General features: G+C 68.3%; 22 protein-coding genes. 9 read left to right on the top strand and 13 right to left on the bottom strand.

Annotated features, from left to right (window positions below):
• The first annotated feature begins 42 nt into the window (after positions 1-42).
• The gene (locus MOTC310_RS17930; RefSeq protein WP_331302780.1) at positions 43-678 is read left to right on the top strand and encodes a hypothetical protein; all 636 of its coding nucleotides are present in this window, start codon (positions 43-45) and stop codon (positions 676-678) included.
• Positions 679-730: 52 nt separating this feature from the next.
• Here the strand turns inward: MOTC310_RS17930 and MOTC310_RS17925 are convergent, their stop codons facing one another.
• From MOTC310_RS17925 to MOTC310_RS17905, 5 genes are all read right to left on the bottom strand, one after another.
• On the bottom strand, positions 731-3,229 hold the full coding sequence (locus tag MOTC310_RS17925) for an ATP-binding protein (RefSeq protein ID WP_331302779.1): 2,499 nt from the start codon (positions 3,227-3,229) through the stop codon (positions 731-733).
• A complete protein-coding gene (locus MOTC310_RS17920; RefSeq protein ID WP_331302778.1) occupies positions 3,226-3,426 on the bottom strand; it encodes a hypothetical protein in 201 nt (66 codons plus the stop codon). The genes MOTC310_RS17925 and MOTC310_RS17920 overlap by 4 nt, the downstream gene beginning before the upstream one ends.
• Before the next feature lie 308 nt (positions 3,427-3,734).
• Positions 3,735-4,844: a nucleotide kinase domain-containing protein gene (locus MOTC310_RS17915; protein ID WP_331302777.1), complete on the bottom strand. Its 1,110-nt coding sequence runs from the start codon at positions 4,842-4,844 to the stop codon at positions 3,735-3,737.
• Positions 4,845-4,903: 59 nt separating this feature from the next.
• The gene (locus MOTC310_RS17910; protein WP_331302776.1) at positions 4,904-5,848 is read right to left on the bottom strand and encodes a TylF/MycF/NovP-related O-methyltransferase; all 945 of its coding nucleotides are present in this window, start codon (positions 5,846-5,848) and stop codon (positions 4,904-4,906) included.
• A 20-nt stretch (positions 5,849-5,868) separates the two neighbouring features.
• A complete protein-coding gene (locus tag MOTC310_RS17905) occupies positions 5,869-7,497 on the bottom strand; it encodes a thymidylate synthase (RefSeq protein ID WP_331302775.1) in 1,629 nt (542 codons plus the stop codon).
• Between the two features lie 64 nt (positions 7,498-7,561).
• Between MOTC310_RS17905 and MOTC310_RS17900 the strand changes: the two genes are divergently transcribed.
• From MOTC310_RS17900 to MOTC310_RS17890, 3 genes are all read left to right on the top strand, one after another.
• Positions 7,562-8,005, top strand: a complete 444-nt coding sequence (locus MOTC310_RS17900; RefSeq protein WP_331302774.1) for a hypothetical protein — start codon at positions 7,562-7,564, stop codon at positions 8,003-8,005.
• Positions 8,006-8,012: 7 nt separating this feature from the next.
• The gene (locus MOTC310_RS17895) at positions 8,013-8,630 is read left to right on the top strand and encodes an Nmad2 family putative nucleotide modification protein (protein ID WP_331302773.1); all 618 of its coding nucleotides are present in this window, start codon (positions 8,013-8,015) and stop codon (positions 8,628-8,630) included.
• 611 nt (positions 8,631-9,241) lie between these two features.
• Entirely contained in the window at positions 9,242-10,681 is a 1,440-nt protein-coding gene (locus MOTC310_RS17890; protein WP_149314502.1) for an IS1182 family transposase, read from the top strand.
• A gap of 655 nt (positions 10,682-11,336) precedes the next feature.
• Here the strand turns inward: MOTC310_RS17890 and MOTC310_RS17885 are convergent.
• Complete coding sequence (locus MOTC310_RS17885) at positions 11,337-13,877, bottom strand: recombinase family protein (protein WP_331302772.1); 2,541 nt, start codon at positions 13,875-13,877, stop codon at positions 11,337-11,339.
• Positions 13,878-13,996: 119 nt separating this feature from the next.
• On the bottom strand, positions 13,997-14,248 hold the full coding sequence (locus MOTC310_RS17880) for a hypothetical protein (protein WP_331302771.1): 252 nt from the start codon (positions 14,246-14,248) through the stop codon (positions 13,997-13,999).
• Positions 14,249-14,822: 574 nt separating this feature from the next.
• Between MOTC310_RS17880 and MOTC310_RS17875 the strand changes: the two genes are divergently transcribed.
• Positions 14,823-15,794 carry a hypothetical protein gene (locus tag MOTC310_RS17875; protein WP_331302770.1) on the top strand — a complete coding sequence of 324 codons (972 nt, stop codon included), beginning with the start codon at positions 14,823-14,825 and terminating at the stop codon, positions 15,792-15,794.
• A 642-nt stretch (positions 15,795-16,436) separates the two neighbouring features.
• Here MOTC310_RS17875 and MOTC310_RS17870 read toward each other — a convergent pair.
• The 4 genes from MOTC310_RS17870 to MOTC310_RS17855 form a co-directional block, all read right to left on the bottom strand.
• Positions 16,437-16,871: a hypothetical protein gene (locus MOTC310_RS17870; protein WP_331302769.1), complete on the bottom strand. Its 435-nt coding sequence runs from the start codon at positions 16,869-16,871 to the stop codon at positions 16,437-16,439.
• Positions 16,872-18,194: 1,323 nt separating this feature from the next.
• Positions 18,195-19,010, bottom strand: a complete 816-nt coding sequence (locus tag MOTC310_RS17865; protein ID WP_331302768.1) for a hypothetical protein — start codon at positions 19,008-19,010, stop codon at positions 18,195-18,197.
• A gap of 345 nt (positions 19,011-19,355) precedes the next feature.
• Entirely contained in the window at positions 19,356-19,568 is a 213-nt protein-coding gene (locus tag MOTC310_RS17860; RefSeq protein ID WP_331302766.1) for a hypothetical protein, read from the bottom strand.
• A gap of 219 nt (positions 19,569-19,787) precedes the next feature.
• Positions 19,788-20,264 carry a DUF2235 domain-containing protein gene (locus MOTC310_RS17855; protein WP_331302765.1) on the bottom strand — a complete coding sequence of 159 codons (477 nt, stop codon included), beginning with the start codon at positions 20,262-20,264 and terminating at the stop codon, positions 19,788-19,790.
• Here MOTC310_RS17855 and MOTC310_RS17850 point away from each other — a divergent pair.
• The 4 genes from MOTC310_RS17850 (at position 20,259) to MOTC310_RS17835 (ending at position 22,219) form a co-directional block, all read left to right on the top strand.
• Positions 20,259-20,999, top strand: a complete 741-nt coding sequence (locus tag MOTC310_RS17850) for an FAD-binding domain-containing protein (protein ID WP_331302764.1) — start codon at positions 20,259-20,261, stop codon at positions 20,997-20,999. The genes MOTC310_RS17855 and MOTC310_RS17850 overlap by 6 nt on opposite strands.
• Positions 20,996-21,244, top strand: a complete 249-nt coding sequence (locus MOTC310_RS17845) for a hypothetical protein (protein WP_331302763.1) — start codon at positions 20,996-20,998, stop codon at positions 21,242-21,244. The genes MOTC310_RS17850 and MOTC310_RS17845 overlap by 4 nt, the downstream gene beginning before the upstream one ends.
• Positions 21,237-21,710: a VOC family protein gene (locus tag MOTC310_RS17840; RefSeq protein ID WP_331302762.1), complete on the top strand. Its 474-nt coding sequence runs from the start codon at positions 21,237-21,239 to the stop codon at positions 21,708-21,710. The genes MOTC310_RS17845 and MOTC310_RS17840 overlap by 8 nt, the downstream gene beginning before the upstream one ends.
• Positions 21,711-21,823: 113 nt before the next feature.
• Positions 21,824-22,219 carry a hypothetical protein gene (locus MOTC310_RS17835; RefSeq protein ID WP_331302761.1) on the top strand — a complete coding sequence of 132 codons (396 nt, stop codon included), beginning with the start codon at positions 21,824-21,826 and terminating at the stop codon, positions 22,217-22,219.
• Positions 22,220-22,422: 203 nt separating this feature from the next.
• On the opposite strand, the gene MOTC310_RS17830 is transcribed toward MOTC310_RS17835, so the two are convergent.
• Both MOTC310_RS17830 and MOTC310_RS17825 read right to left on the bottom strand, forming a co-directional pair.
• Positions 22,423-23,025, bottom strand: coding sequence for a DUF2147 domain-containing protein (locus tag MOTC310_RS17830; RefSeq protein WP_331302760.1), 603 nt, complete (start codon positions 23,023-23,025; stop codon positions 22,423-22,425).
• A 34-nt stretch (positions 23,026-23,059) separates the two neighbouring features.
• Complete coding sequence (locus MOTC310_RS17825) at positions 23,060-26,146, bottom strand: efflux RND transporter permease subunit (protein ID WP_331302759.1); 3,087 nt, start codon at positions 26,144-26,146, stop codon at positions 23,060-23,062.
• Between the last annotated feature and the right edge of the window lie 26 nt (positions 26,147-26,172).

Here is a 26,172-nt window from a genome sequence, read left to right as displayed (position 1 = left end):
GTTGCTCGACATCGGTGGCCAACTGGCCCTCCAGGCCCGCCGGTGGCTGCCGGGGCGCGACCGCGTGGTGGTGGCGACAGCGGCTTCTCGGCCCTGCTGTTCCTCGACGCGATGCGCCGCGCCCGCATCACCGCGATCACCCGCCTGCGGCTCGACACAGCACTCTACGATCCCGCCCCGCCGCGCCCGCCCGGCACGATCGGGCGCCTGCGGACCAAAGGCGCGCGGCGGCCGACGCTCGCCGCGACCCTCGCGGCCGAGGACACGCGCTGGCACGCGGTCGTGGTGCCAGGCTGGTACGGGGCGGGCGAGCGCACGATCGAGATCGCCTCGGACACCGCGGTGTGGCGGCACGGCGGCCTGCCCGTCGCGCCGATCCGCTGGGTGCTCATCCGCGATCCCACCCACAGGAAGGAGTCCCCGTTCGCGCCGACGAAGGTGGCCCTGATCCTGGCCGGGCTGTTCGGCCTGCCCCTGTGCCTCCTCGTCGGCCTCCCGCTCATCGTCGTCCGTTGGCTCCTGGTCATGCACTGTCGGCGCTGGGATCCACCATCCAGGGAAGCGTTTGCAAAGCATGCCCTCGAGGCTGCGTCACTCACGGAGCCGTCGTCCGGCGATCCTCTCAGTCGACAGGGCGAAGATCCGTGGACGGAACGAGGCTCACTGCGCGCCTCTTGAAGGCTACCCTGAACGGACGGACGGCGGCGCGCTGGTTGGGCAGCCTGCAGGATCAGGACAGCGCTCGTGAGACCGCTGGAGATGACGTGGCAGGCCTCTCCTTGGGCTTCTTCATGAAGGAGAACTTCACCTCGCCACACAGGCACTGGATGTACTCCCGGCTGCCGCGTGGAGGACTAACCTCGATGGGAACGCCGCACGCGTCGCATTCAAACAGGACGCATAGCGCATGGAAGGCATTGACGACGGCGAGGAACTCGTCCCGGTGCAAATTCGCCCATTCGTTATAGTGGACCGTCCTATTGATCTGCCACTGCTCGACCTTCGCCAGGCTCGCCGTCTCCTCGAGTGCCTTTTCCAGACGTCGGATGGCTTCGATCCGATCCGAGGCCTTCCAGCTATCCGCGGCGACCCGTGCCTCCTTGTAGAGGGACCTCAACTGGTTGATCGCCGGGTCGAGTAGGTCGCCCAGGTCGTGGTGCCCGTCGACGCTGAACTCGACCTTGACCCGCAACGCCTGGCAGAACTCGGACGCCATGTGCTCCAGGGACCGCCTGAGGAGCGCTGCGGCACCCGACACGTCGTCGCCGCTGGCGAGGCTTCGGATCTCGTCCCAGACATCCCCCTTCGCCCAGACGGTCGGGCCATCGGCGACAGTCCATTTCCGAAAGTGCACCGTGTCCTTCGGTTCGACGAGCTTGGTCGTCCCCATGAACTTGAGCCACGCCTTGTCGTGCGTCGTCAGGACGAACTGCGTGTCTGGGAACTCGGCGCGAAGGAGCTTGGACACCTCCCGCCGGTGGCCGGCGTCGACTGACATCAGCACGTCGTCCAGGACTGTGAAGGTGAAACCGCTTCCGAGAAGGTGCCGCATCAGCGCGAGGTAGAGGCACAGCCCCATGCTGTCCTGGTGCCCCTCGCTATGATACGCCCCAGGGGGGAAGAAGCCGCGGCCGTAAAAATCCACCCCGAAGCCCAGCCGGCCCAGGGTCGGATCCAGCTTTGCCTCGAAGGCTCCTTCGTCATCCGAGTTGATGCGCCTGTAGAGATCCGCGAAATCGCGCTGGACCTCCGCGTACACCCCCTCCAGCGCGGTGTCCGACGTCAGCTTGAACAGGTCGAACACCCTCCGGGCCTTGAAGGCCCGATCCTCGGCCACCTCGGCCGTGGCGCTCGCCTTCCTAAAGGCTTCCAGTCTGTGCTGGGCGGCGATCAGGTACTCCTGCGCGGCATCCTGGTCGGACGGCTCGGGCAACCCGTCTATGAGCGTTTCGAGCCGCCCGAAGGATTCGATGGCCGCCGTTTGCGACGCCAGTTCCTCGAGGACGCCGAGCGTCAGGCTCAGGGGGAGGAAGGCGCGGAGCTGGGCCGCAGCGGCTTTCAGCGCCAACCCGTGGTCAGCGAGGACCTTCAGTTCCGCTTCGTCAAGCAGAAGCTTGGCATCCGGATAGACGGTCCGGGCTAGGGCAAGGTCAACCTCGATAGCGGCGCTCAACGGCGCGATTGCCCGTTCCGCCCTTTCGCGCAGCGACCTGACCTCTTCGAGTTTCGCGCGCTTCCGGCCTATGGTGGAACCGAATTCCTCCAGCGATTTCGGGGTATCGCAGGCGGGGCAGACCTCCCCGTCGTAGAGTTCCAGGGCGGTCTTGAGGAAGTCGTCACGGACAACGGCGTTGAGCATCGCCTCATCCACCTGGAGCGCGCACGTCGCCGCCTTCGCCTCCTCCAACAGCGCCGCGAAATCGTCGCCGACTCGCGAGTTAAGGGACGCCGTTGCCGCTGCAACGTCGACCTTGGCGACAGCCTTGATGACGCGCGAAGCCTGCTTGCCATTCACGGACGCCATTCCCTCGCGGAGGGATGCCGCCGAGCCCAGTTCCGGTAGCGGTGCCAGTCCCAGGACCGCGCGGCGCATGTTAGCGGCTTCAAGGACCAACGGGTCCGCCACCTCGGCAATGTCCATCGCCCGAGCCAGAACGGCGCCTGCCGCGTTGCGGTCGGTCAGAGCCTTCTTGGATGTCGACGCCGCCGCATTGGCGATCCGTTGAAGACGTAACCGCAGCGCTTCGAGCTCATCGAGTTTGAGAAGCGCCTGGACATCCTTGGCACGTTGGCCGGGCTCAGCCAGCACGAAGCGGATAATCTCCCGGCGGCTCAACGCGAACTCCGGATGCGCTTCCAGCTTTCGGAATACCTTCCGCGCCTCGGGGCTGTCGGGCGTCAGTTTCAGTACCGACGGGGCCTTCACGGTGCGGCGCGCCCTTACGGTCCTGTTCAGCGACGGGATCCATACGACGGCCTCGACGGCCGCCTTCTCCAGATCGCTTTGGCAATCGACGTGGGCCCCGTGCACCTTCACCGAGATGTCACCGCGGCCCTTCCCGGTCAGGCGCGAGATCGTCCCGGCCAGCACGAACTCCAAGGCGTCGACGACGCCGCTCTTGCCAGTCCCATTCGCGCCGCAGACAGCAAAGTTCCTTCGGTTCAAATTCAAATTCAGCTTTTTGATGCCACGGAATTCGAAGATATGAAGCTCTTCAACCTTGATCATGAATGAGAAGCCCCAAACAGGGCCATTTCGAGAGCATCGTCAGTGTGATCTTTCTCCTCAATGAGCTTCAATTGCAGCCGATGCGAAATCTCCTCGAAGCCTTCCTCGGCGGAAACAGCCGCAACAAAGGCGCTTAGTATGCGCTCGACGACGGAAACTTTCTCGCTCGGATTTGCTGTTTCCATGTTCTCAGTCATGTTTCCCCTCTTGGGCAGATACGGACCTTAGATCCGTCAGCGCAACCAAGGCGTGCTGGGAACGAACATGATTGAGGTAAAGAAGTTGTCGCCACCGCGTCTAAGTTGGGTCCTGCGAGGCGGATTGGACGTCCGGCCAACCGAGAAACGCCGCTCGGTCGCAAGTCCGTGAACGGGGATGCCCGTCCATGACCTGCATAGGTGTCCGAAAGGCGACCGCTGACACCACGAGCAAGGAAGAACGCCAGAACCGACTGGGCGGTCCCGCGGTCGAGGCTCGATCCATATCCGGCTTCCCGGGCTAAGCTTCAGAGCAGCATCGCCGACCCGGAGCCGTCGTCCCCCCTTCCCCGGGAACGTTCACGTCGTGGCCCGCGCCTAGCGGACGGGCGGTCCGTCTGAGCAAGCTGATCGGCATGGACATCATCGAGCCCAAGGGTCATCTGCGGGGCGGCTGGCTCGCGCGCAACGGCCGGCAACGTCGACGCCGGCGGCAAGTCGAGGTGCCATTTCGGCGGGAAAAACAGGTCGATGCCCAGGGATGACGCCGAGAATCGCGCCTTGATGCGCGAGCGGTTGCTCGCAAGTTCCGGAACTGCCTCGCGGCAGTATTTATCCAGCTCGCAGAACAGCCCCTGGCAATCGATGGCATGCAGCCTTCGGCCAAACAGCCCCCTGAACTCCAAGCCCAGGCGCTTGAACTCCGCTTCCTGTCGCTCGACCATCCATTGGATCGCGTCGGACGGCGTATAGTCACCGAGCGAATGGAACGCCTTGCGCAATCCACGCAGGGCCCCGGGGCCGGCCTGGGTATAGTCGTCCTCGGAGAAGCCCAGGAGGTCCGAGTAATTCAGGTCCACGGCCGTCTGGTAGGCCATGAACGGCCCCATCAAGGGAAAACCTTCGAGGGCGCGCACGACGCCTTCGAGCGAGTTCGCCCCCCGCACGGCATCGTGGAGGCGGCCGCCGCCGAACATGTGCTTGAACAGGGCAACGTGGTTGCGGTGCTTCTCGTCGAAGCCATACGCCTTGTTGGCGCACAGGATGAAGGCGCCGGTGTAGAGGCCTCCGTTCGACGCCTTGACCCGATCCAGTGTCTGCTCGAACCGGCCTGACGTGAGGTCATCCAGGCGAGGCGCGCCACCGAGAATGGTCCGGACGCCCTCCCAGGTCGCTATGTTGCTGAAGGTCCGGAAGGCCACGATCTGGAACACGCGGTCCGCGTACGAGCCAGCATCGTGCGCGTAGGCGACGCCGCGGATCATGTACTGCGAGACACGATCCGCAGCCCGGAAGACGTTGCAGAACTTGTACGTATTCAGGATCGGGTCGGACGTCCATGGGCCCGGCTCGCCCGCGACGCGCCGCTCGAAGGCCCCGTGGCGACGGGACGCGAACGTCCAGTAGATCTCATACACCCCCCGACGTGGGACCGGGGGGGCTAACCGGGCGTGCGTGTGCATGAGACTGGCCTCCGTCACACCACCCTTGGGAAGACCCCGGTGTCGTGCAGGTTAAAATATCGGCGATCGTCGACGAGGCGGGACGCGGCGATGCGTTCGCCTACCGTGTAGAGGAACCGATCGCGTCCGGCCCAGTGGTCGAACACGATCGCCCCCCCGACCGCCACCCGGTCCGCGATCACGTCGAGGATCGCCGAAGCCGACGCGTGGTTGTCCGTGTCGACGAAGGCCAGCACCACTTCTTCCGTCGCCAGCCGCCCCACGGTTTCCACGACGTCGCCAGCCACGATCTCGACGTTGCGGCCCTCAAGGTATCTGCGCGCCGCCGATTCGTCCAAGAACACGCAGTCGGGGTGCCGGTAGAGGTCGAGGATGCTGCGAGAAGGGGGGAACCCATTGAACGTATCGAAGCCGATCACCTTCCAGTCCATGCCCAAGGCCTCGACGAAGCGGGACAGCAGCATCGTGGTCCCCCCGCGGAACATCCCGAATTCGGCGACGACGCCCTTCAGGCCGAGCCGGGCGGCCGAGCGCAGGCATTGGTAGAGATGGATCTGACAGTTCGGATAGCCGTTCGCGAGCGAGGGGACCAGCGCGTCGCGGACGATCCGCGCGAACACGGCGTCGCGAAACCCCAGGTGGCCATACCCGCCGAGGAATATGCGGGTGCCGGGATCGAGATGCGGCACCATCGCCATGAGGAGCGCCTCCTTCCCGGCGTCGTCGGCCACCACGACCATGTCCGGGCGATCCGCCGCGAGGCGTTCGAAGGGGACGTAGCCCGACTCGGCTGGACCGGCAGCGTCATCGCCATCCGGGGCATATAGCCCGGTCATCCGGCTATAGGCGCCAAGCGACGATAGGAAGCCGATGACCTTCGACGTCGCGGCCGAACGCCCGACCACGCCGACCCTCGCGCCCGGCCGCAACGCCAGCGCTTCCGCCAGCTCGTCCAACACTTTGGTGAGATCCGCGGGGGTCAAGACCGCTCACCCTCTTCCCGGTAGCGTGCTTCCGTGGCCGAGAACGCACTCACGGCAGCCGGCTTTCCGTATGCCGCGTCCGCCACGATGCGGCGTGCCGCGTCGCGTAGCTGGTCTGAGAGGTCTCGTATTACGACCAAGCTCGCACCATCGGTCGCCGAGCGCCAAAGCCTCTCGAAGAGGTCCACCCCGTTTCGTATCCCGGGACCTGGATCGACAGCGCCATCCTCGAAGCCGTCGCCGTCGACCAGGCCCTCGAAGTTCTCGTCGTGGTCGCTGAACGGGCTCGCCGCATCGGGCGGTAGCAGTCCGGAAGGCTCCTCGCGCTCTTCCAGGAGGAGCCTGTACTTCGTCGCATAGACGTATAGGTCGATGGCGGTATCTAAGACGGCTTCGTCGCCGGCCCGGATGCCGTCCTTCAGGAACACCTCCAGTCGGTCCACCTTCCTCGCCACGTTCGGAAGCACGCTGACGAGTTCGCCGCGCCGTTTCCAGGCTGCCCCGTAGAGGCGGTCCTTCCGCGCATGCAACCGTTTGATGCCTTGCCTGAAGCGTTGGTCCGGGGCGCCCGGCGTGGCGCCGGCGGCGAAGAATTCGGCGAGGCCGCCCGGTTTCAGGGCGGCCAGCCGACCCGGCTCATCTCGCGAGAAGTGCTCCCAAACCGCGGCCGCGACATCCGTATGCGGAAGTCCCGCCAGTTCCTTACGAAGCCTGTCCTCCCCCCAAGACGCGGATCCACACCGGATCCTAAGAGCGTGCAGGCACGCCTTCAGGAATGGATCCGTCACAGCCACGCCCTGCGGTATCGGCGCATCGGGATCGGCGGCCATCGCCGCCTCAGCCTCGAACCACGACGATAGGGTCCGGTCGAGATCATCCCACGAGGTTCGGAACTCGGCGCGGGTGACACCGAAATCGTAGGGCGTGAGGCGATGGAAGCTCTCGGTGATGCGCGCGGCACGGCTCCAATGCCGCTCGTAGACGTGGAACGAGGAGGCGATCCAAGTCTGGCTGCCGACCGCAACGCCGAGCCAGTGCGCCAGCATCTCATGCAGGACGCTCCACTCGAAAGCGTTCGCCCCCGAGAAGCCCCACATCACATCATTGCTCCGAACCGCCACGGCCAGGTGGAGGCGACCGTCGCGGACGATCCAGCTCAACCAATTGTTGCATGGGATGTCGGCGGTCCCCGTCAGGTCCGTCTCGGGGTCGAACAGGCTCATGACGGCCCTGCGGCTCGCAGGGTCCTCGCTCAGGATGCGCTTGACGTGGGCAACCTGATCGATGCCGGCGTGCGACCACCGGCGTAGGCGGGGGCCGTACGCACCCTGCCATGTCCGTCCCCCGTCCTGCGAGAACTCGGCGGCGCGGTGCAGGTAGCGGGAAAGCCATTCGATGTCGTTGCGCCCGGCAGCGACCCAGAGGGCCTCGGCGATCTGGGCGAAGACGTCGTTGCGGCGCTCGGGCACGAAGAGGAACCGTTCGAGCGGCCGTTCCAGGACCGTGACCTGATGGATCAGTTCCTTGGTCCTGTCTTTTCCGACCGTGACCTCCTTTCCCGTGTCCATGAGCGCGCCGATGCTCTCAACGGTCGCAAAACTTATGTTCCGGGAGGTCACCAGCATTGAAGAGTCTCCGGCCAAGCCATACCTACCTTAGGTAGCAGTACGCGCACGGCAAGGATCAGCAATGCCAATCGATGTGGAAGGCGACAGGGTCTTCGTCTGCCCGGTTCCGGCCCGCGAGGCCGAGGTTGCCGCGCTGCGGGACCTGATCGAGGGCCTGGGCGGTGCGCTCGTCTGCGCCGACCGCCGGGGGTTGGGCGACTTCGAGGCGTGCGTAGCCGCCGCTGACGTCGTCGTCATCCCGCTCTGCCCGGAAACCATCGCAGACCCCAGGGTCGCGGATCTGGTCCAGGGGGCGGTCCGAGCGGGGAAACGGGTCGTCGGCGTCTGGCTGGCGGGTTGCGAGGGATTGTCCGTCCCGCCGGCTCTCGACCGTGTCGGCAGCGGCGCCGTGGAGAACAAGGCCGAGAAGATCCGCAGGGCCGTCTTCGGCAAGGAGCCGGTGTGGGAGGAGCCCAACGGAAGGCCGAGGCCGGCACAGACGCTTCCGCGGAAGAAGAAGTGCTGAGGTTGCCATGACCGTCTGGTGCTACACCGTCGCGCAGGACCACGGCTTCGCGCCGAACCCGTTCTACGGCGTGTTGACCCTCGCCACTTGCAAGCCAAGCATCCGCAAGAACGCCCAGGTCGGTGACTGGGTGCTCGGCATGGGGGCGTCAGGGTATCGCTACCGCGGGCGGGCGGTCTTCTTCATGCGCGTGACGGAGATCACGAGTTACGACGCCTACTGGCGCGATCCGCGGTTCGCGCTGAAAAAGCCCGTCGTCAACGGCAGCTTCATGCAGAGGTTCGGTGACAACATCTATCACCGCGACTCACCTAGCCGCCCCTGGATCCAGGCGGATTCCCGGCACAGCAAGATCGGCGGCGTCGTGAACGAGGAGTTCCTGAAGAACGACACCGGCATGTCCGACCGTGTCTTGCTGTCCGAGGAATTCACATACTGGGGAGAGCAGGCACCGACGTTGCCCGCCAGCCTCGAAGCGTTCACGACCGTCCTGCGGAACCACGTTCGGGATTTCTCAGCGGCGGAGGTCGCCGCCTTGATGCGCTGGTTCAGGCGGCGGAACGAAACAGGGTGGGTCGGGGACCCGTTCGAATGGAGGCCTGAGCGCCTCCGGCGATGGAAGTGAAGGCCGCACGAGCGGCTCCCGCCATGATGTGTGCCGAATTGCTCCCAGCAGTGCCGTGGTCAGGCGGCAGCCGGTGGTAGGCTGACGCAAGGACACAACTGGACATCAGCCTTTCACGCTGAAGAGACGGGTTCGATTTTTCCACACCAAACCCTCCGGGCCTACCTCAGGCTGTCCGTAGACGCCTACAGCCGCCCTATCGGCTCAAGACCCCGCGTGGCTACACGCCCTATAGACAAGTCCTTCGCGCGGGACGAAAGAGAAGCTGCGCGAGCCTCCTTCGATCGTTGCAACCAGAGGCCAGGCGGCGTCCGCTCCATCGGCGGATCGCATTCCAGATGACGTTCAAGCATTTACCTAGGTCGTCGGAGCGATGGAGCGCGACCGTTGCCGGCGACCCGGCCGGATCCCGGCGAGAAGGTCGCGCGCGCTGACGGAGCGACCCAGGTCCGCCATCACGACCGTCAAGCGCGTCCGCCCCAACTCACCGAGCAGGGAATCGAGCTGGCGGACATCCCGCGACAGCCGCGAGGCGTCCGTGACGGCCATCGCGCCTGGCTGTGTCAAAACCCCGAAGGTGGTAGCTTTCCTCTGCACGACCGGAGGATGGCATGGGACGGTTCGTTGTCGGTGCCGAGCGCGATCAGACGACGCTGTTTCCGCCTTGTCTTGAGGACTGGATCGCCGAGGACAATCCTGTCCGCGTCGTCGATGCCTTTGTGGAGGCCCTGGAACTCGGCGCGCTCGGCTTTGCGGGTGTCGATGCGGCACGCACGGGTCGACCGGGCTACCATCCGGCCGCCCTGCTGAAGCTGTACGTCTACGGCTATCTCAACCGGGTCCCGTCGAGCCGACGCCTGGAGCGCGAGGCGGGCCGCAACGTCGAGGTCATGTGGCTGACCGGCCAGCTGTCGCCCGATCATAAGACCATTGCCGAGTTCCGTCGGCAGAACGGCCCCGCCATCGGGCGAGTCTGTGCCCGCTTTGTCGCCCTGTGCCGCACGATGGGCCTACTGACGGGGACGTGCGTCGCGATCGACGGCTCGAAGTTCAAGGCGGTCAACAATCGCGACCGCAACTTCACGCAAGGCAAGCTCGACCGGCGTCGCCAGCAGATCGAGGAGAGCGTGTCACGCTACCTCTCGCAGCTCGACACAGCCGATCGTCAGGACCCCACGCCGGAACTGGCAACCAAGGTGGAGCGGCTGAAGGAAAAGATCGCCCGCCTCGGACAGGAGATGGAGCGGCTGGCGGGGTTGGAAGAGCAGATGAAGGCCGCGCCCGACCGGCAGGTCTCGCTGACCGATCCCGACGCGCGGTCCATGGCCACCAGCGGTCGTGGATCGGGCGTGGTGGGTTACAACGTCCAGGTGGCGGTCGAGACCGAGCATCACCTGATCGTCGCGCACGCGGTCACCAATGCCGGCTCGGACCGGGCGCAGCTCAGCGGCATGGCCGCGCGGGCCAAAGAAGCTCTGGAAGCGGACACGCTCGATGCGGTGGCTGACCGGGGTTACTATTCCAGTGAACAGATCCTGGCCTGCGAACGCGCCGGCATCGCCGTGACGCTGCCCCGACCGATGACCTCGGGCGCAAAGGCCGTCGGGCGCTTCGGCAAGGATGATTTCCTCTACCGTCGTCAGGACAACACCTACTTGTGTCCGGCGGGTCAGACGCTGTCCCATCGGTACACCTCGGTGGAGAATGGCCTGACCCTGCATCGGTACTGGACGAATGTCTGCTCGGCCTGCGCGATGAAGGGAGCGTGCACGACAGGCAAGGAGCGCCGGGTGACCCGGTGGGAGCACGAGGACGTGCTGGAGGCCGTGCAGCGCCGGTTGGACGGCGATCCGCTGGCCATGCGGGTCCGGCGCGAGACGGTCGAGCACCCCTTCGGCACGCTGAAGGCACGGATGGGGGCGACGCACTTCTTGACCAAGACCTTGCCGCGCGTCTCGACCGAGATGGCACTCCAGGTCCTGGCCTACAATCTGACGCGGGTTCTCAACATCATGGGAAGCCGGAAGCTCTTGGCAGCGATCCCCGCCTGAGTGAAGGCCTTTGATCGTTCACCGAGGGGCTGAAAAGCCGTCCAGCAGCGCCTTCAACTCAAACGGATGCGCGACCACAAAGGGTCGATCCAAACGGTGGAGCGCCTATTCTCGCAAAATTGGGGCGGCACCCCAGCACAAAGCCGATTCTCGGCGTTTTGACACGGCCTGGCGCGATAGCGGCCGGAGCGAACGGCGCGCAGCAGGGCGTCGAGGCCCGGACGCGCGGCGGCGGCGTGGGCCCGGGCGCAGTCCTCGAACACGTCGACGATGAGCGACCCCAGGCCGTGGTCCGCCAGGGCGGAGCGGCAGGCCCGGACTTGGCGGGCGCCCGCCTCCGGATCCGCGCGGTCCCCCCGGCGGACGTAGATCGCCGCACGGGGCCGGCGCCGCGTGGCCGTCCGATCCCGCCTGACCGGGCCGCGGGGAGCGGCGGCAGTCCCCGTCGCCGCCGCGCCGGTGTTCTCTCTCCGGCACCCGGGCGATGCGGTCCGCGCGGCATCGGTGTCTTGGGCCATGATCGTCCTCCTTCGTCGTCCCGTGATGTCGCGGCCGTCGCCCCGGCTCGGCCCGTTCGCGGATCGCCCCCCCGGGAGGGCGTACGCGGACGGGCGGTGCCCGCGCATGCCTTCCCGGGCGCACGAGCCGCCTGGCCCTATGCGGATCTCCGCGCCGCCGCCGGTAGCCTGGCGGCCGGGGCCTTCGTCGGTCGTGCCGCCCGACGGCCACGGGGCGCCGCCACGCCTGCCGGCCGCCTGTCGGGAGCTGCCGGGGGGGCGCTTCGTCCGCCGTCGGGGCGGAGGATCGTCGAGGTGCCCATCGGCGATCCCGGCCGCGGGACGGCCCCGGCCTCGATCGGCATGGCGTGCCATGCGCCGCTACCGTCGGGACGCCAGGCCCTGTTGGCGTGGAGCCCGAGCTTACGGAGGCGCGTCAAGGCGGTCCGGATCGCTTGCTTGCCCTGGCCGGTCTCGGCGGCGATCTCTTCGAGCGTCGCTCCCTGGGGGCGCGAGACGAGCCTGACGATGGCGCCGCGCCCCGCGCGCGTCAGGGAGCCGGTCGACAGCCTCCGTCGGGCGCCGGTCGGCTTGGAGACATGGCCGGCGCGGACCAGTTCGAGGCCGTCGAGCAGGCTGGGTTCCCGCGTTCCGAGGATCGAGAGGATCCCGTCCCACGCGTCCGAGTCAACCAGCTTGCCGATGCCCGCCTCCAGGGCGGTGGGGCTGCCGTAGGTCGACGGGATCGCCGCCCAGGGACGTCCGAGCCGCAGCCGGAGCAGCGTCGCCTCGACGAGGCGACGTCCGTCGCCGGCCCCGGGACCGAGCGCCCGGACCGCCGCCGCCGGCACGAGCGGACGTATCGCCTCCCAGGTCTCGTCCGCGAGGGTGCATACGCCGGAATCCAGCAGGCGCGCGGCCTTCTTCCGTGCCGTCGCGAGACGCATCTCCGCCAGGGACGGCGGCACGTGGGTGCCGCTCACGACCCGGGACGGCCCTTCCTTGGCCGCAGGCGACGCATCGTAGAAACCCATCTCGGCGAGGGTGACCTCGACCCGGACGCCCCGGGAGTTCGGGTCGGGCGTCGGGACGACGCCCCGAAGCAGTCCCCGGATGGCCCCCTTCAGCCGGAGCCCCTCGGGCGTGCCGAGGTCGATCGCCTCGCCCGACGAGATCTCCCGCAAGCTGTCCGACAGGTCGCCGAGCTCGGCCACGCGCGCCGCCACGTCGATGGCGGCGTGGGGGGAGGCGAGGTTCGACAGGGCCTGCGACGACTCCTCGTATCGGGCGGACAGATCCGACCGGATCTGCAGCACGATGGCCTTCGGGAGATTCTCGACGTTGCCCGGGTCGTAGCTGTCCCTCAGCTCCTGGAAGAGCCGGTCGACGGTCCGCTGCAGCTCCGGTCGCCGTGCGGCGACCTCGGCCGCGGCCCGCCCGGCCTCCGCGGCCAGCTTCCGTAGGTAGGGCTCGTGGAGCGAGCGGTCGTCGAGCGTGTCGGCCAGGACACGCAGGGTGGCCGCCTCGATCCAGGGCATCTTCCACGAGCGGCCGTTCTGGCATTCCTTGTTGTTTTCGTAGTCCGAGCAGATGAACCGGTTGCCCGATCCGGAGCCACCGTCGCCCATGGCCTTCATGTGCTTGCCGCACTCCGGGCAGTTGACGAGGTTCGACAGGAGGAAACCGCCCTTGCGGGCCGGCGCACGCGCCTCGACCGAGGGCGGACGCTCCGGCGGCCGGCTCGCCGCCCAGAGCTCGTCGTCCACGATGGCCAGGTGCTCCGCAAACCCCACCACCCATTCGTTCACCGGGCGGAACGTCCACTTGTACTTGAGCGTGGAGTGGTCCCTGACGTGCTTGCGGCGGCTGTAGGCGATGATGCCGCGATACAGCACGTTGCGGAGCACCAGGGCGATCATCTGCCCGGTCCAGGGATTCTTGCGGCGGCCGATCTTCCCCTCGGCGTTCAGGATGCGCGCGATCTCGGCATAGGGCACGCCCTGCTTGGCGAGGCGGAAGATCTCCAGGACGATCGCCCTCTCGGCCTCGCAGACCTTGACCATGCCGCGGACGTGGCCGTCGCGCTCGAATCCGAAGTTCTTGGCGCCCCATGGGACGAGCAGCATCCGGACCATCGCACGGCGTGCGTGGCTGGTGTTGTGCAGGATCTGGTCGACCGTCGACTGGCTGACGATGCCGTAGACGGCGATCTTCGTGGCGTCGAGCTTGCCGTCCTTCGCCGCGTGCAGCTCGACCCCGAGCCGGTGCAGCTCGCGGTGCAGCCAGGCGAGGTCGACCGCGTCGCGGGCCAGGCGGGACGGGTCCGCGATGACGACGACCTTGATGTCCCCCTTCTCGACGCGGGCCAGCATCCCGGCGAGGGACTCCCGCCCGATCATGTAGAGGCCCGACCGGGCCTCGTCCGAGTAGATCCCGTCCTCGGCGAGCGTGAGGCCGGCCGCCTCCCGGTACCGCTCGCAGTCCTCGATCTGGCGCTCCGTGCTGAGGTCGGTCTGCCGCGCCGTCGAGAAGCGCGTGTAGTAGAGGCACAGGCGCCCGTCGACCAAGGCGACGTACGATTCGGCGCCCACCTTGGTCCGCATGGCGGCCGGCACGGTCGAAAGCAGGGTCGTGCGCAGTGCCTCGGGCGCCGGCCCGTCCACGGGGCTGTCGACGGGCGTGGGGGTCGTTCTTGGCATGGATGGGGTCTCCGTTACGGATGCGCCTGATCGCCCCGGGCAGTTGATCCGGAGCCAAGTCCGCGTGAACGGCGCACGCGATCCTTGGAACAACTTCGTCATCGCCGCCATGGCAAAGTTTACGACTGTATTGCATCCGGGAAGTCGCTGGTTCGAAAGCCTGGACCGTCGTCCCCGGCGGTCCGGGCCCGCACCGGCCGATGCCCCCGGGCGGAGGCGTCGTCGACGCGGCGGGCATCCTCGGCCAGGGCCCGCGCAAAGCGCCACCGCGCCAACGCGTCCAAAAACTCGTCCACGGCGGGATGCAGGACGGCGACCTCGTCCGATGCCGCACGGGCGTGCGGCATCGCGCCTTGCGGGCGATGGCTCATGTCGATCCTCTCGAATGGCGTTCGTCGGGCCGATGTGGCCGGGGGACACGTCCCGGGGGACTACGGGCCGGCAAATGGACGACGGCGGGCTGCGCCACGCATGCGGGGACGCGGGCCGAAGGCGCAGCGAGCGCGTGGTGTGACGTCGTCGGAAGGTCTTGGCTAGGAACGAATGTTACAGGCGGGTCGCGGCGCCGTCGACCTGCGGCCCGGCCCGGCGTCTGTGGAAATCGGTGATGAGCTGCCGATCCGGCGCAAAGGGGTTTGGCGAGCGGTCGAGGCCCGACGAATCGCGCCCAGATCGGTACGAGGCGTGACCTCGTCACCGCCGCCCGCGGAACGCCGCCCTGCCTCCTGCCGACGCGCTCCGGCCGGCCCGACAGCCCGCAGATGGCCAGCCACCCGCGACGCCATTCCTCCGCCGAGCGACGGCCGGCCGTCCCGAAGTGCCGACGAGCCACATGCCGCCAAGCCTTGCGATGCATGCCCGTGACGGGGCGGCCGCCTGATGCGTCCGGCAGGGGGCGGCGCCAGGCAAATGGCGTCGCACGGGGTGCCCTGGTATGGTCGGGCCATGGCCTCGACCAAGACCAAGCTCACCACGCTCCGTACGGTCTACCCGCCGATCTCCAATGCAGACGCCGCCGGGCTGCAACGCATCCCCGACGTCGAGGAGATCCTTCGGACGAGCGACTTCTACATGATCGTTGGCCGCGCGCAGGCGCGACTGGTCGGCCCGGAGGTCGATCCCCGGGCCAACGTGCTGAGCTTCGGGTTCGTGATCGGCGGTGGCGATCCGACGCCGGTGCGCATCCATATCGAGGAGTTGCCCGGTGTGGCGGCCATGGTAGGCACGGAGATCCACATCCAGGTCGACCAGGCTGGCAGCGGCTTCAAGGTCTGGGACGGTCCAGCCGATGCGGCCGGGTCGGAGATCGTCGAGTGGTTCACGACGGAAAAGCTGCTTTGGGACGCCGCGCGTGGCCGACCCGGCATCTACGGCTTGGAGAATTCCCGGGAGCTTGCGACCTACGATCTGTTGTACGTGGGGATCGCCAGGGCCGGCGACAGTTTCGACAGGCTCCTGAAGCGCGGCCACGTCGCCCGAATGAACATCCTGGCGAGCGAACCGCAGCGCCATCCCGGCGCGCGCCCCTCCGACGAGACGTTCCTGATCATGTTCAGGGCCGATCCGCTCATCTTCCAGACGTTCGACCCCGATCACGATTTCGACCGGGAGGATTTCAGCGGGAACTATGACGGCAAGCGCATCGTCGCCGATGCCGAGAAGGCTTTCGTGAACCTTTTGAGACCGCCCTACAACAAGGAGCTGTTCGCCAAATACCCTCGGGGGACCGATGGCCTCCACGGGGCGGGATACCTACGATACGGGTACGTCATCGGCGAGCAGATGGCTTTCAACACCGCGCATGGCACGGTGCGCGGCGGACTCGGACCGGCGGGATTGCCCACCGACGACGCGGACGCGATCTTCGTCCATGGCGATGCCGTGACGTTCTTCCAACCCGCACGCGTCGAAGGGTAAGCTGCGCTGGTTCCGGACATCGGCGGGGGACCGGCGACGTGACGTCGGGGCGTACGCTGTCCTCGGCGCGGTGGGCGTCGATCCGTGAGGGCGCCAAGAGCTTCCGTGGCCCCCCGGGCGTCGAAGCGCACAGGCGCGGCTGGATGGCGGCCGCGTTGTTCGCGAAGCATCCGAACGGCTCGACGGGTCGCTTCGTCTTCCCGGGCTTCCCGGCCGAGTTGACGGCGCTGTTCGTTTCGCTCCGAACCGTGGTGGCTTAGGCGACGAGCCTCCGGGCGGCGTCCCTCCGCAACCTCGCCGGCCACGTCATGCCGGGCGACCTCACTTCCGTCCCCATGGCTGAGGGCGGGGCCGCACCCTGCCGAGATGCGGGCGCACGGAGTTGGCTTGCCCTGCGGGGTGACGACGGCGGTGCTCGGCGGAACAACGGAGTCCGTCGCACTATCTCGCGAGCGGTTTGACGATGGAGGCCGCGGGCGATGGAGGCCGCGGGCGTGACCGGCCGGTCGACGGCCGTGTTGGCCGGGATCAGGCAGGCGAGGCCGCCGGCCATCCGGCCGAGCGATCGTTCCACGCCTGATCGCATGTCTCGCCGGTTCCGGGGTGCGGCAGGGTTCGGCGACCGTGGTCAGCCGCGGACGTTCACCCGCGGGGCTCGCCCAAGCGGTAGAAGCCCCGGCGGTCCCGCGCCCAGGTGAAGCCGTCGTCGATGGCCAGGATCTGCATCGTGCACATGGTTTCGCCGTCCGCGACGCCGGGCAGGTCGCGCGCGGCCTCGTAGGGGGCGCCCATCAGGCGCCAGAGCAGCTCGCCCCCGCGGAACGTGATTCCCCAAAGCTCCAGGCGGGGCGTGCCGGCGAGTTCGTCGTCGTCCGGGGCCCATCCGCTCTCGAGTCGCTGGAGGTCGACCTTCAGCTCCCACATCTCGTCGCGCGCGGTCCTGTGGTTCGCGTTCCCCGAAGGCCCCGCCCAGACCCGGTTCCCAGGGTCCATCCGGACCTCATGGGCCAGCATGAAGAGGTGGACACCCGCGGCCGTGGTCGCGAGCCGATGCTCGAAGAGGTCGATGTCGGTCATGGGGACGGCAATCCGTCTTGCGAAGCTCGGCACGGACCCCGATTGCGAATCCGCCGAGACGCATTGTCCGATCAGCCACGTCACGGCGCAATCTCGACCGGGCGAAGCCGCTCGGACCGCGCCGAATCCCGGGTGGGACAGCCGCCAAGGCCTGACCGTACCGCCGCCCGGCGTCGCGCTGGCAGGCTCGGCCAGTCCCCATCGTCGAAGCACGGTCGTCCATGCCTCCGTACGATGCCGGGTGAGTGCCGAGTGGAACGGGGTAGGGCCTCGCCGGCGCCCGGCGGCGGACCGACACGAAGAGCCGGACCGCGACCGGCGCGCTTACCGCGCCGAGGACGCCCCGATCGACTGCGCGAGGTGCTCGTGCCGCTCGGCCGTCGTTGATCGGCCCCCGTCCATGAGGCAGGCGGCCCACCGCGTTCCTGAAGGCGGACGAGGAAGCCCGGTCTCAGCCCCGTCGGCGGATGCGCGGCGGACGCACGGCCAGGACCAATGCACGCGCTGGCCGTCCCTGCCGGCTCGGCCCGCCAGTTTGGCGCAGTCGGGTACGAGCGCCCCCCGGATCCGCGGGTGTCCGCCCCATGCGCCGAAAGGGCGCGTCGCCGGGTACGGCTCCGCTCGTGTGGCCGGCGCACGTTGCCGAAGCGGCGCGGGGGCCTGTGGTCTCGACCGTCGTCGAGCTCGAGCAAACGTCCACGGTGCCCCGCCTCCCCGGCGACGAGGCTCGGTCCTGCGCCGCCTGGGGGCGAACCTCCGACGGGCCTGCGCCCCGGCTTCGACGGTCGTGTGCGGCGCGTCGACAGGGCCCGCCACCACATCCGCTTCGGCTGTATCGGGATCGTGGGAAAGCGGCGATCCGATGAGAGGCGCGGGGTGCCGTGGAGGGACCGGGAGGCCGCTCCGCCCGGCTTCGTCACGGGAGCGTCAGCCTTGGACGACGGACGCAGCACGACTTGGCAGGCGTGGTTCGGTATGCCCGGAGCCAAACCGTCTAATGTGCGACCGACGTCCCGGCTCGACCGGAGGCCGAACGCGACAGCCTCAAGGGCCAAAAAAAAAGGCACGGTCACCCGTGCCTTGCATAGCTTCGCGCCCATGATGGTGCTCGCCCCAGCGGGACGGTGCATGATCACGAAGGCCGGTACGGCTCAGATGCCGATTTCGTCAGGACGCTTCATGGCAGGATCCTTCTGTTAGAGAGGAAAGTTAGGGAGCGGCTTCGATGGTGTCAAGCGAGTGAGATGCGGAAATCGTAGACCTGTTGAGCAGGAGGCACGTCCTTGACTTCGATGGCTTTCCTGACTTCCCCCGAGGGTATTTTCAATTCATTAATGACGTTGTGACCATCGTAGAATCTGACGACGATCTCGCGGCCATCGTGAAGGTTGTTCTCGATTTCGAGAAACACCGCCTGCGAATACCGGGCCGGCCTGAACCTGCTCGACTCCGTATCGGCGGAGACCCACGCTCCCATTTGTTCTTGACGATGCAAGGGCATCCGGCCTGGATGGTCGTCTCGAACGGCTTGTCGACGAGGTCCACTATCTCGGTTCCCGCACCGAGCGAGCGATCGTCCGCCCGTAGGTACACCAGCCGGTTCGCCCTTCCGGGAGGTGCCGCCGTCACCTCCTTGATCCGGATGCTGGATGCGTACGACGATGGAACGTCGTCGATGTAGCTCCGCACCGATACGGCGGTTTCCACCGATACGAGGAACTTGCGTTCGCCCTCGTGATACTCGCTCACGACGACCCGCCGGTGCGTGGTGTCGGCATAGTGCTCCAGGACCTGGTGGACCCTCCCGACGATGTAATCGATGTGACGTCCGCTCTGCTTCCTGAACAGGATGCGGGCCCGCGTGTCGAACGACTCCATCTCGGGTCTCGCGGCCGACGTTATGGCGCTCGCGACCCCGACCACGAGGAACAGGGCCACGCCGCCCACCCAGGACGCGAAAACGGATCCCCAGTGCGTGTCCGGGGACGGAATGCCGTAGCGCCAGTAGATCGCCGCCGTGACGACGACCGAGATGGCGAGCGCGAGGACGATCGTCCAAACGCGCCAATCGTACCGTCGCGCCCATCTCATGAAGCGCGTGGCGGCGATCCACCTTCCGAAGGCCCTCAACCGATCCATCGAACCCAGTTCCGGAAATTCCGTTCGCCCCCCCCGATGGATCGCGCCTCGGTGCCAAGGGGGGCGCGTCCGTGCACGCGGGAGGTGCCGGCCAGGACGGATTTCATGGTCCTTACCCACTCGCCTCGATGCAGCGCAACCGGCAGGTCCGATGCGGCTCGTCGACCAAGCGCCGCAGCGGTCCAGGGCGTGGCACGAGGCCGCCGGCCGGATCCGCCGATGCCCCGCCGATGCCATCGCGCCGTCTGTCGCGGCCTCGATCGGACGGCGGCATGGCCTTCGGGGCGACCGGCGGCCGGAATTGCCATCGGACCACCCTCGGTGAGGGTCCCGAAACCAGGCAGACTATCTGTCCCTGTTGACGTTGTCGTGAGTGGAGTCGTCGGGATTGTCGCGGGCGTATTCCCTTCCGTTGATCTTCACGACGTGGCTGTCGGGATGCTCGCCGCGCTTGATCTCCGCGACCACGTTGCGTCGTGGGACGTTCTTGCGCGATCCGACGTCGTAATGCTCGTTGCGGCCTCCAGGGCCATCGTTCCTACCCTTGATCTTGGACATCAGGTCTCTCCTGCTGTTCTGCGGCCGCCATGGAACTCAATAAAATTGCTTGAACCGCACATGATGGGCCAGTGCCGCCGGCCGATAGGGGGCAGACCCATCGCACTGTACCACCGCGGCTAAGCGGAAGCGCTCCTCCACGCTCGGGTGCACAGTCGCGTCGGGCTTGATGTCCCGGTCCTTGGCCTCCCAGGTCCGGCCTGGCGCCCAGCGCCGTACCTAGCCCGGCACCCAGGAGGCCGAGACGCGCGCCGCGATGGCGTCCCGCATGCCGGACACCTCGCAGTGCTGCACTCCGGCGGCGGACGGGTGCAGGCGCAGGCGCGGGATCCGCATCACCTCGACCGGGTGGCGCGGATCGGCGACGGCCGGCATCCCGTCCACCTCGTGGCCGTCCGGGACGCCGACGGCCTGCCCCAGCATCCACCGGAGCGCGATGTCGGACCGGCGGGACTCGGTCTCCTCGTAGCCGCCGCCGATGTCCGAGTGGTTGCCGGCGAACCAGAACTGCCGGAACTGGTCCGGCACGCCCGGCGCCCGCGGCGGGCAGGCCTCGGTGGGGCCCCACCTCACGCGATCGAAGTCCTTGCGCCGCTCATCGATGGCGATGGCCGCGCGGGCATAGCCGACATGGGCGCTGAGCAGGCGGTCGAAGTTCTCGCCCTTCCACTCCGCCACGTGGCTCTTCGATTGCACAACCGCGTCCGGATGTGGTTCGCCTCGATCTGGATCTTCACCCTACGGTTGCCCTGGAAGCTCGGCGCGGACTTCTTCATGCGCCACCTTCTCGACGGCGACCCGGCGAGCAACACGCTGTCCTGGCGCTGGGTCGCCAGCCTGCACACCCGCGGCAAGCACTACCTCGCGCGGGCGGACAACATCCGACGGCACACGGACGGACGCCACGCCCCCGCGGGCTTCGACGAGGGCGCCCGGTCGCTCGACGAGGAGATGCCCCCGCGCGAGGTGCCGCTGCCGGACGCGGATGCGATCCCGGATGGCGAGGTCGCGCTGCTGCTTCACCTCGACGACCTGCACCCGGAGAGCTTGCCGCTCGGCGCGGCACGGGTGGTCCGGGTGAGTGGCGTGACGACCCATGCGGACGGGGCCTCAGACGCGGTAAAGGTCGCGGACGACGAGGCCATGGGGGACGCGCTCGCCAGGGCGGCGGCACACTTCGGCTGCCCGGCGGAGCCTGCCTCGGAGGGTTGGGCGGGTGGCCTGCCGGTGATGACGGCCTGGGCGCCCGTCGGCCCGTCCGCCGACGCCCTGCCGGACGGGTGCCTCCGGGTGCGACGGCCGTGGGACGATGCGGCGTGGCCCGCCTCGACGCGAGGCTACTCGAGGCTGCGGAACGCGATCCCGTGGCCCGCCTCGACGCGAGGCTACTCGAGGCTGCGGAACTCGATCCCGCGGGTGATGGGGCGTTGACGGTCGACCGCGTCCGCCCGACTTTCGAAGCGGTGCTGCAGGAGGATGCGATGCCGGACGAACGCGAGTTGCCCGAGGGCGTGCCGCCGGCCACCGAGGACATCGGCCTGCCGACGCCTCCCAGCCCCGGCCGGCTTCCTCCGCTCGACCTTCCGCCCGCGCCCGATCCCGCCGCACCAGGGTCCGGCGGCGGCGACGCCGGCTCGGAACCGGACGGGACCGAGGGATCGGGCGGCCGTGGCTGACGTGGGCAAGCCGCGGCTGGTCGGCGTGAACCACGTCGCCCTGGAGGTCGGCGACCTCGACGCGGCGCTCGCTTTCTACGGGGCGATCTTCGCGTTCACCCAGCGCGGCCGGGCGCCGGACATGGCCTTCCTCGACATGGGCGACCAGTTCCTCGCCCTGGCCGAGACCGCCGCGGCGGCCACGCGCCCGGTCGATTTCCGGCCCGAGGGGCATTTCGGATTGGTTGTCGATGACCGCTCCCGGGCCAAGGCTCTCGACGAGGCCGCCGGCGCGCGGCTCGTCGAGGGTGCGTTCGTGGATTTCCTCGACCCGTGGGGCAACCGCATCGAGATCGTCGACTACGCCAACGTCCAGTTCACCAGGGCGCCCGGGGTGCTGGCCGGCATGGGCCTCGCCTTCGGCAAGGCCGTGGAGACGCGGCGGCAACTTGCGGACAAGGGGATGGCGGTCGACGCCGAAGGGTAGCCGTCCGGCCCGCTCCGATGGGCGACGCAGGCCACGGCCGATGCCGGACGCGGCGCGGGGAACCCCGGGGCCCGCTCGCGACCTGAACCCGGTTCACCACCCGGGAAAACCGCATGCGACCCACCACAGCCATCCTCGTCCTGACGGCCACCACCGTGCTCGCCGCCCCAGCCTTCGCCCAGACGCAGGACGGGACCGTGGCCATCGGTCCGTGGAAGGTCGAGGCGGTCTCGAAGGGCAACAAGTTCGAGCGGTGCACGATGACCCGGACGACCGACGACGGGGTCGACGTCCGGTTCACCCGCGACGGCGACGGGCTGGACCTAACGATGAGCTCGCCGAAGTGGAAGCTCGGGCGGGACAGGAGCTACCCGGTGGAGCTGGCCGCGGGCTCGTCCGTGCTGCAGGCGGAGGTCGCCGCCACCGGCAACGCCGTGTCCCTGCCGGTCAAGGACGAGCGGTTCCTGAAGTCGCTCAGGCTCGCCGACGGCCTGGACGTTAAGGGCTAGGGTGCGACCATCAAGGTCGCGCTGGATAAGAGCGCCGCGGGCCTGGACCGGCTGGAGGCGTGCTACGCGAAGAACGGGTCGGCGACCGAGACCAACCCGTTCGTCGCCCCGAAGGGCAAGCCGTAGGTCGCCCGCGGCAGCCTCGGCGTCAGGCCGGATGCGTCCGGGTCCGGGAAGCGGACGCGAGCGTCATCACGGGACGCTCACCGCGCATGAGCGGGCACGCCATAGGCCGACGGCTTGCCGGCGGGCGTGGCGCCTGCGCGGCCGCCGCCCGATGCCCATTCCGGCTCCGAGCGCGGCCCGCCCTGGCCATCCGTCGGCCCTTGGAGCTGGCCGGGGACGAGATCGGCCACGCGCTTCCACGACTGCGAGGCGCAGAACACCAGCATGCAGCCCTTCACGGTCAGGGCCGAGGGCTGCTCGCTCCACACCGTCACGTCGTAGGTTTTGCCGTTGTCGGCGTTGTAGATCTTGCCCTCGAACCGGCCCTCGGCGTTCGGCTTCAGGCCGAGCAGCAGTTGGTGGCCGAGCTGGGGCCGGGCCTGCCTGGCCGGGTCCGGGTTGTGGCGGTCGATCTTCGGCTTGCCGTCCTCGCCATTCGGCTCTCGGCCCCAGACGACGTACCCGCATAGGCGGGTCGCGTCGGAGCCGCACCGCTCGGTCCGGACCCGGGCGCGACCGTCCTCCGTGAGCCAGGTGCCGAACGGCTCGGCCGCGCGGGCCGCATTCGGCCTGCCGCACGTGGCACCTGCGATGGCGGCCACCAAGGCGAACGTGGCCAGGCGGTGGATGGGAGCGGTCATCGGATTCCTAAAAAACATCATTGAAAGATGGGACCTACGGCGCGGTCGCCGCGTGCCCGGTCGCGTCGTCCCGGGGGCCCACGAAGCGGCCGAGCAGACGCCCGAGGAGGCTGCTCAGGCTGTCCATCAGCAGGAACACGGCCGGTACGAAGACAAGTGAGAGCAGGGTCGAGACGATGAGGCCGGCGATGACCGCCACCGCCATCGGCGCCCGGAACTCGCCGCCGACCCCGAACGCCATCGCGGACGGAACCATGCCGGCGGCCATGGCGATGGTCGTCATCACGATGGGGCGCGCCCGCTTGCGGCCGGCGTCGACGATGGCCGTGACCCGGTCGACGCCGCGACCCATCTCCTCGACCGCGAAGTCGACCAGCATGATCGCGTTCTTCGTCACCAGACCCATCAGCATCAGGATGCCGATGACGACCGGCATCGAGATCGGCATCTGGAACAGGAGCAGGCCGAGGATGGCACCGCCGATGGAGAGCGGCAGCGAGAACAGGATGGTCAGCGGCTGCAGGAACGAGCCGAACAGCAGGACGAGCACCGCGTAGACCATCATGATGCCGGCGCCCATTGCCATCAGGAAGCCCGAGAACACCTCCTGCATGATCTCGGCGTCGCCCGTCTGCCGGATGGTCACCCCCGGCGGCAGGTTCCGTGCGGTGGGGGTCTGCAAAGCCTCGGCGATGAGGGAGCCGAGGGCTTCCGAGCCCTCCATGTTGGCCTCGACGGCGACGCGCACGGCACGGTCGTAGCGGTCGATGGCGCCCGGGCCCTGGTCGAGCTCGATGTCGGCCACCACGCCCAGCGGCACGGCGGCCCCGTTCTTGGCCGGTACCTTCAGGTTCTCCAGCCGCGAGACCGCGCCGCGGGCGCTCTCAGGCAGCTGCACACGAATCGGCACCTGGCGGTCGGCGGCGTTGAACTTGGCGAGGTTCAGGCCGATGTCGCCGATGGTCCCGACGCGGACGGTTTCTGCGATGGCGTCGGTCGAGACGCCGAGGTCGGCCGCCACGCCGGGCTTAGGCCGGATGCGGACCTCGGTGCGGTTCAGCGGCGCCGTCGACATCACCGCCACGAGGTGCGGGATGGCCGCCATGTCGCGCTGCAGCCGGGCGGCGACGTCCGTGACGACGTCGGCGTCGGGACCGCTCACCACCAGGGCGAGGTCGCGCTGGCCGCTGTCCCGCAGGCTCCAGGACCGGATGTCGGGCTCCTCGGCGAGCAGCGCCGCTATCTCGGCCTCCACCGTCCACTGCCGGTTGGCGCGGGCGTTCTTGGGCGTGAGGTTGACCGTCAGCGTCGCGAGCCGGGTCTCCTTCTTGCCGCCGACCTGCCGGCCGCCATCGACGAAGACCGAGGTCACCTCGGGCAGCGCCCGGATACGCGAGACCACACGGTCGGACACCGCCACCGTGTCGGCGAGCTTCGCCCCCGGCGCCAGCTCGACCATGAACAGGGTACGGGCGTTGTCCTGCTTCGGGATGAAGCCCGAGGGCAGCAGGCCGGTCGACACGATGGAGGCGGCGAACAGCGCGAGGCCGGCTAACAGCGTGACGACCCGATGGCGCACCGACCAGCCGACGAGGCGCGAGTAGGCTCGCATGATCGGTCCCTCGCGCTCGCCGTGGTGACCGTGATCGCGCAGGAAGTAGGCGGCGAGCATCGGCGTGATCAGGCGCGCCACGAGCAGCGACATGAACACCGAGACCGCGATGGTCAGGCCGAACTGGATGAAGTAGCGGCCGGCGATGCCCGGCATGAACGAGACCGGGGCGAACACCGCGATCAGGGTCGCCGTGATGGCGATGACCGCGAGCCCGATCTCGTCGGCGCCCTCGATGGCTGCCTGATAGGGTGACTTGCCCAGCCGCATGTGCCGGACGACGTTCTCCATCTCGACGATGGCGTCGTCGACGAGGATGCCGGTCACCAGGGTGATCGCGAGCAGGCTGATGCCGTTTAGCGTGAAGCCCAGCGCGTCCATCGCCCAGAAGGTCGGGAAGACCGAGAGCGGCAGCGCCACCGCCGCGATGAGCGTGGCGCGCCAATCGCGCAGGAATAGGAACACCACGATGACCGCGAGGAGCGCCCCCTCGATCAGGGTGTGCATGGCCGAATCGTAGGAGCCGATGGTCGAGGAGACCGAGGAGTCGATCAGCTCGAACTGCAGGTCGGGGTAGCTCGCCTCGAACTCGGCGATCTTCCTCTTCACCCCGGCCGCGACCTCGGCGTCGCTGGCGCCCGCCCCGCGCGAGACTGCGAAGGCGACCACCGGCTCGCCGTTGAAGCGGGCGAAGGTGCGGGGTTCCTCGATGCCGTCCTCCACCCTGGCGAGGTCGTCGAGGCGGACCTTGCGCCCGCCCGGCAGGACGATGGAGGTCGCCTTGAGGTCGCGCAGGGTGCGGGAGGCGGCGAGGGTTCGGATCGACTGCTCGCGCCCGCCGACCTCGCCGCGCCCGCCCGCCATGTCGGCGGAGGTGAGGCGCAACTGCCGGTTCACGTCCGCGGCGGTGATGCCCAGCGCCAGCAGCCTGTCCGGCTGGAGCACGGCCCGGACCTCGCGCGCGACGCCGCCGACCCGCTCGACGCCGCCCACGCCCTTCACGCCTTGGAGCGCGCGGGCGACCTTGTCCTCGACCAGCCAGGAGAGTTCGGCGGGCGTCATCGCGGGCGCCTTCACGCCGTAGACGAGGATCGGCAGGCCGGCGACCTCGACGCGGCTGATCACCGGCTCGTCGATGGTGCGCGGCAGGTTGATGCGGATCTTCGAGACCGCGTCCTTCACGTCGTTGACGGCGCGGTCGGTGTTCACCTCCAGCCGGAACTCGACCGTGGTCACCGAGGAGCCCTCGGTGATGGCCGAGGTGATGTGCTTGACGCCGCGCACGCCGGCGATCGAGTCCTCGACCCACTTGGTGACCTGGGTCTGCAGCTCGGACGGCGCCGCCCCGGACTGCGTGATGGCCACCGAGACGATCGGAACGTCGACGTTGGGCATTTTCGTCACCGCGAGCCCGCGGAAGCTGACGAGGCCGAGCACGACCAGCACCAGGAACAGGACGAGCGGCGCGATGGGGTTGCGGATCGCCCAGGCGGAGACGTTCAGGCGCATCGGGCGGCCCTGGCTCTCATGACGTC

This window comes from Methylobacterium oryzae (genome assembly GCF_036441375.1).
Lineage (GTDB): Bacteria > Pseudomonadota > Alphaproteobacteria > Rhizobiales > Beijerinckiaceae > Methylobacterium > Methylobacterium oryzae_A.
Note: the sequence above shows the minus strand (reverse complement) of the source record. Positions and strands in the feature narration are given on the sequence as shown.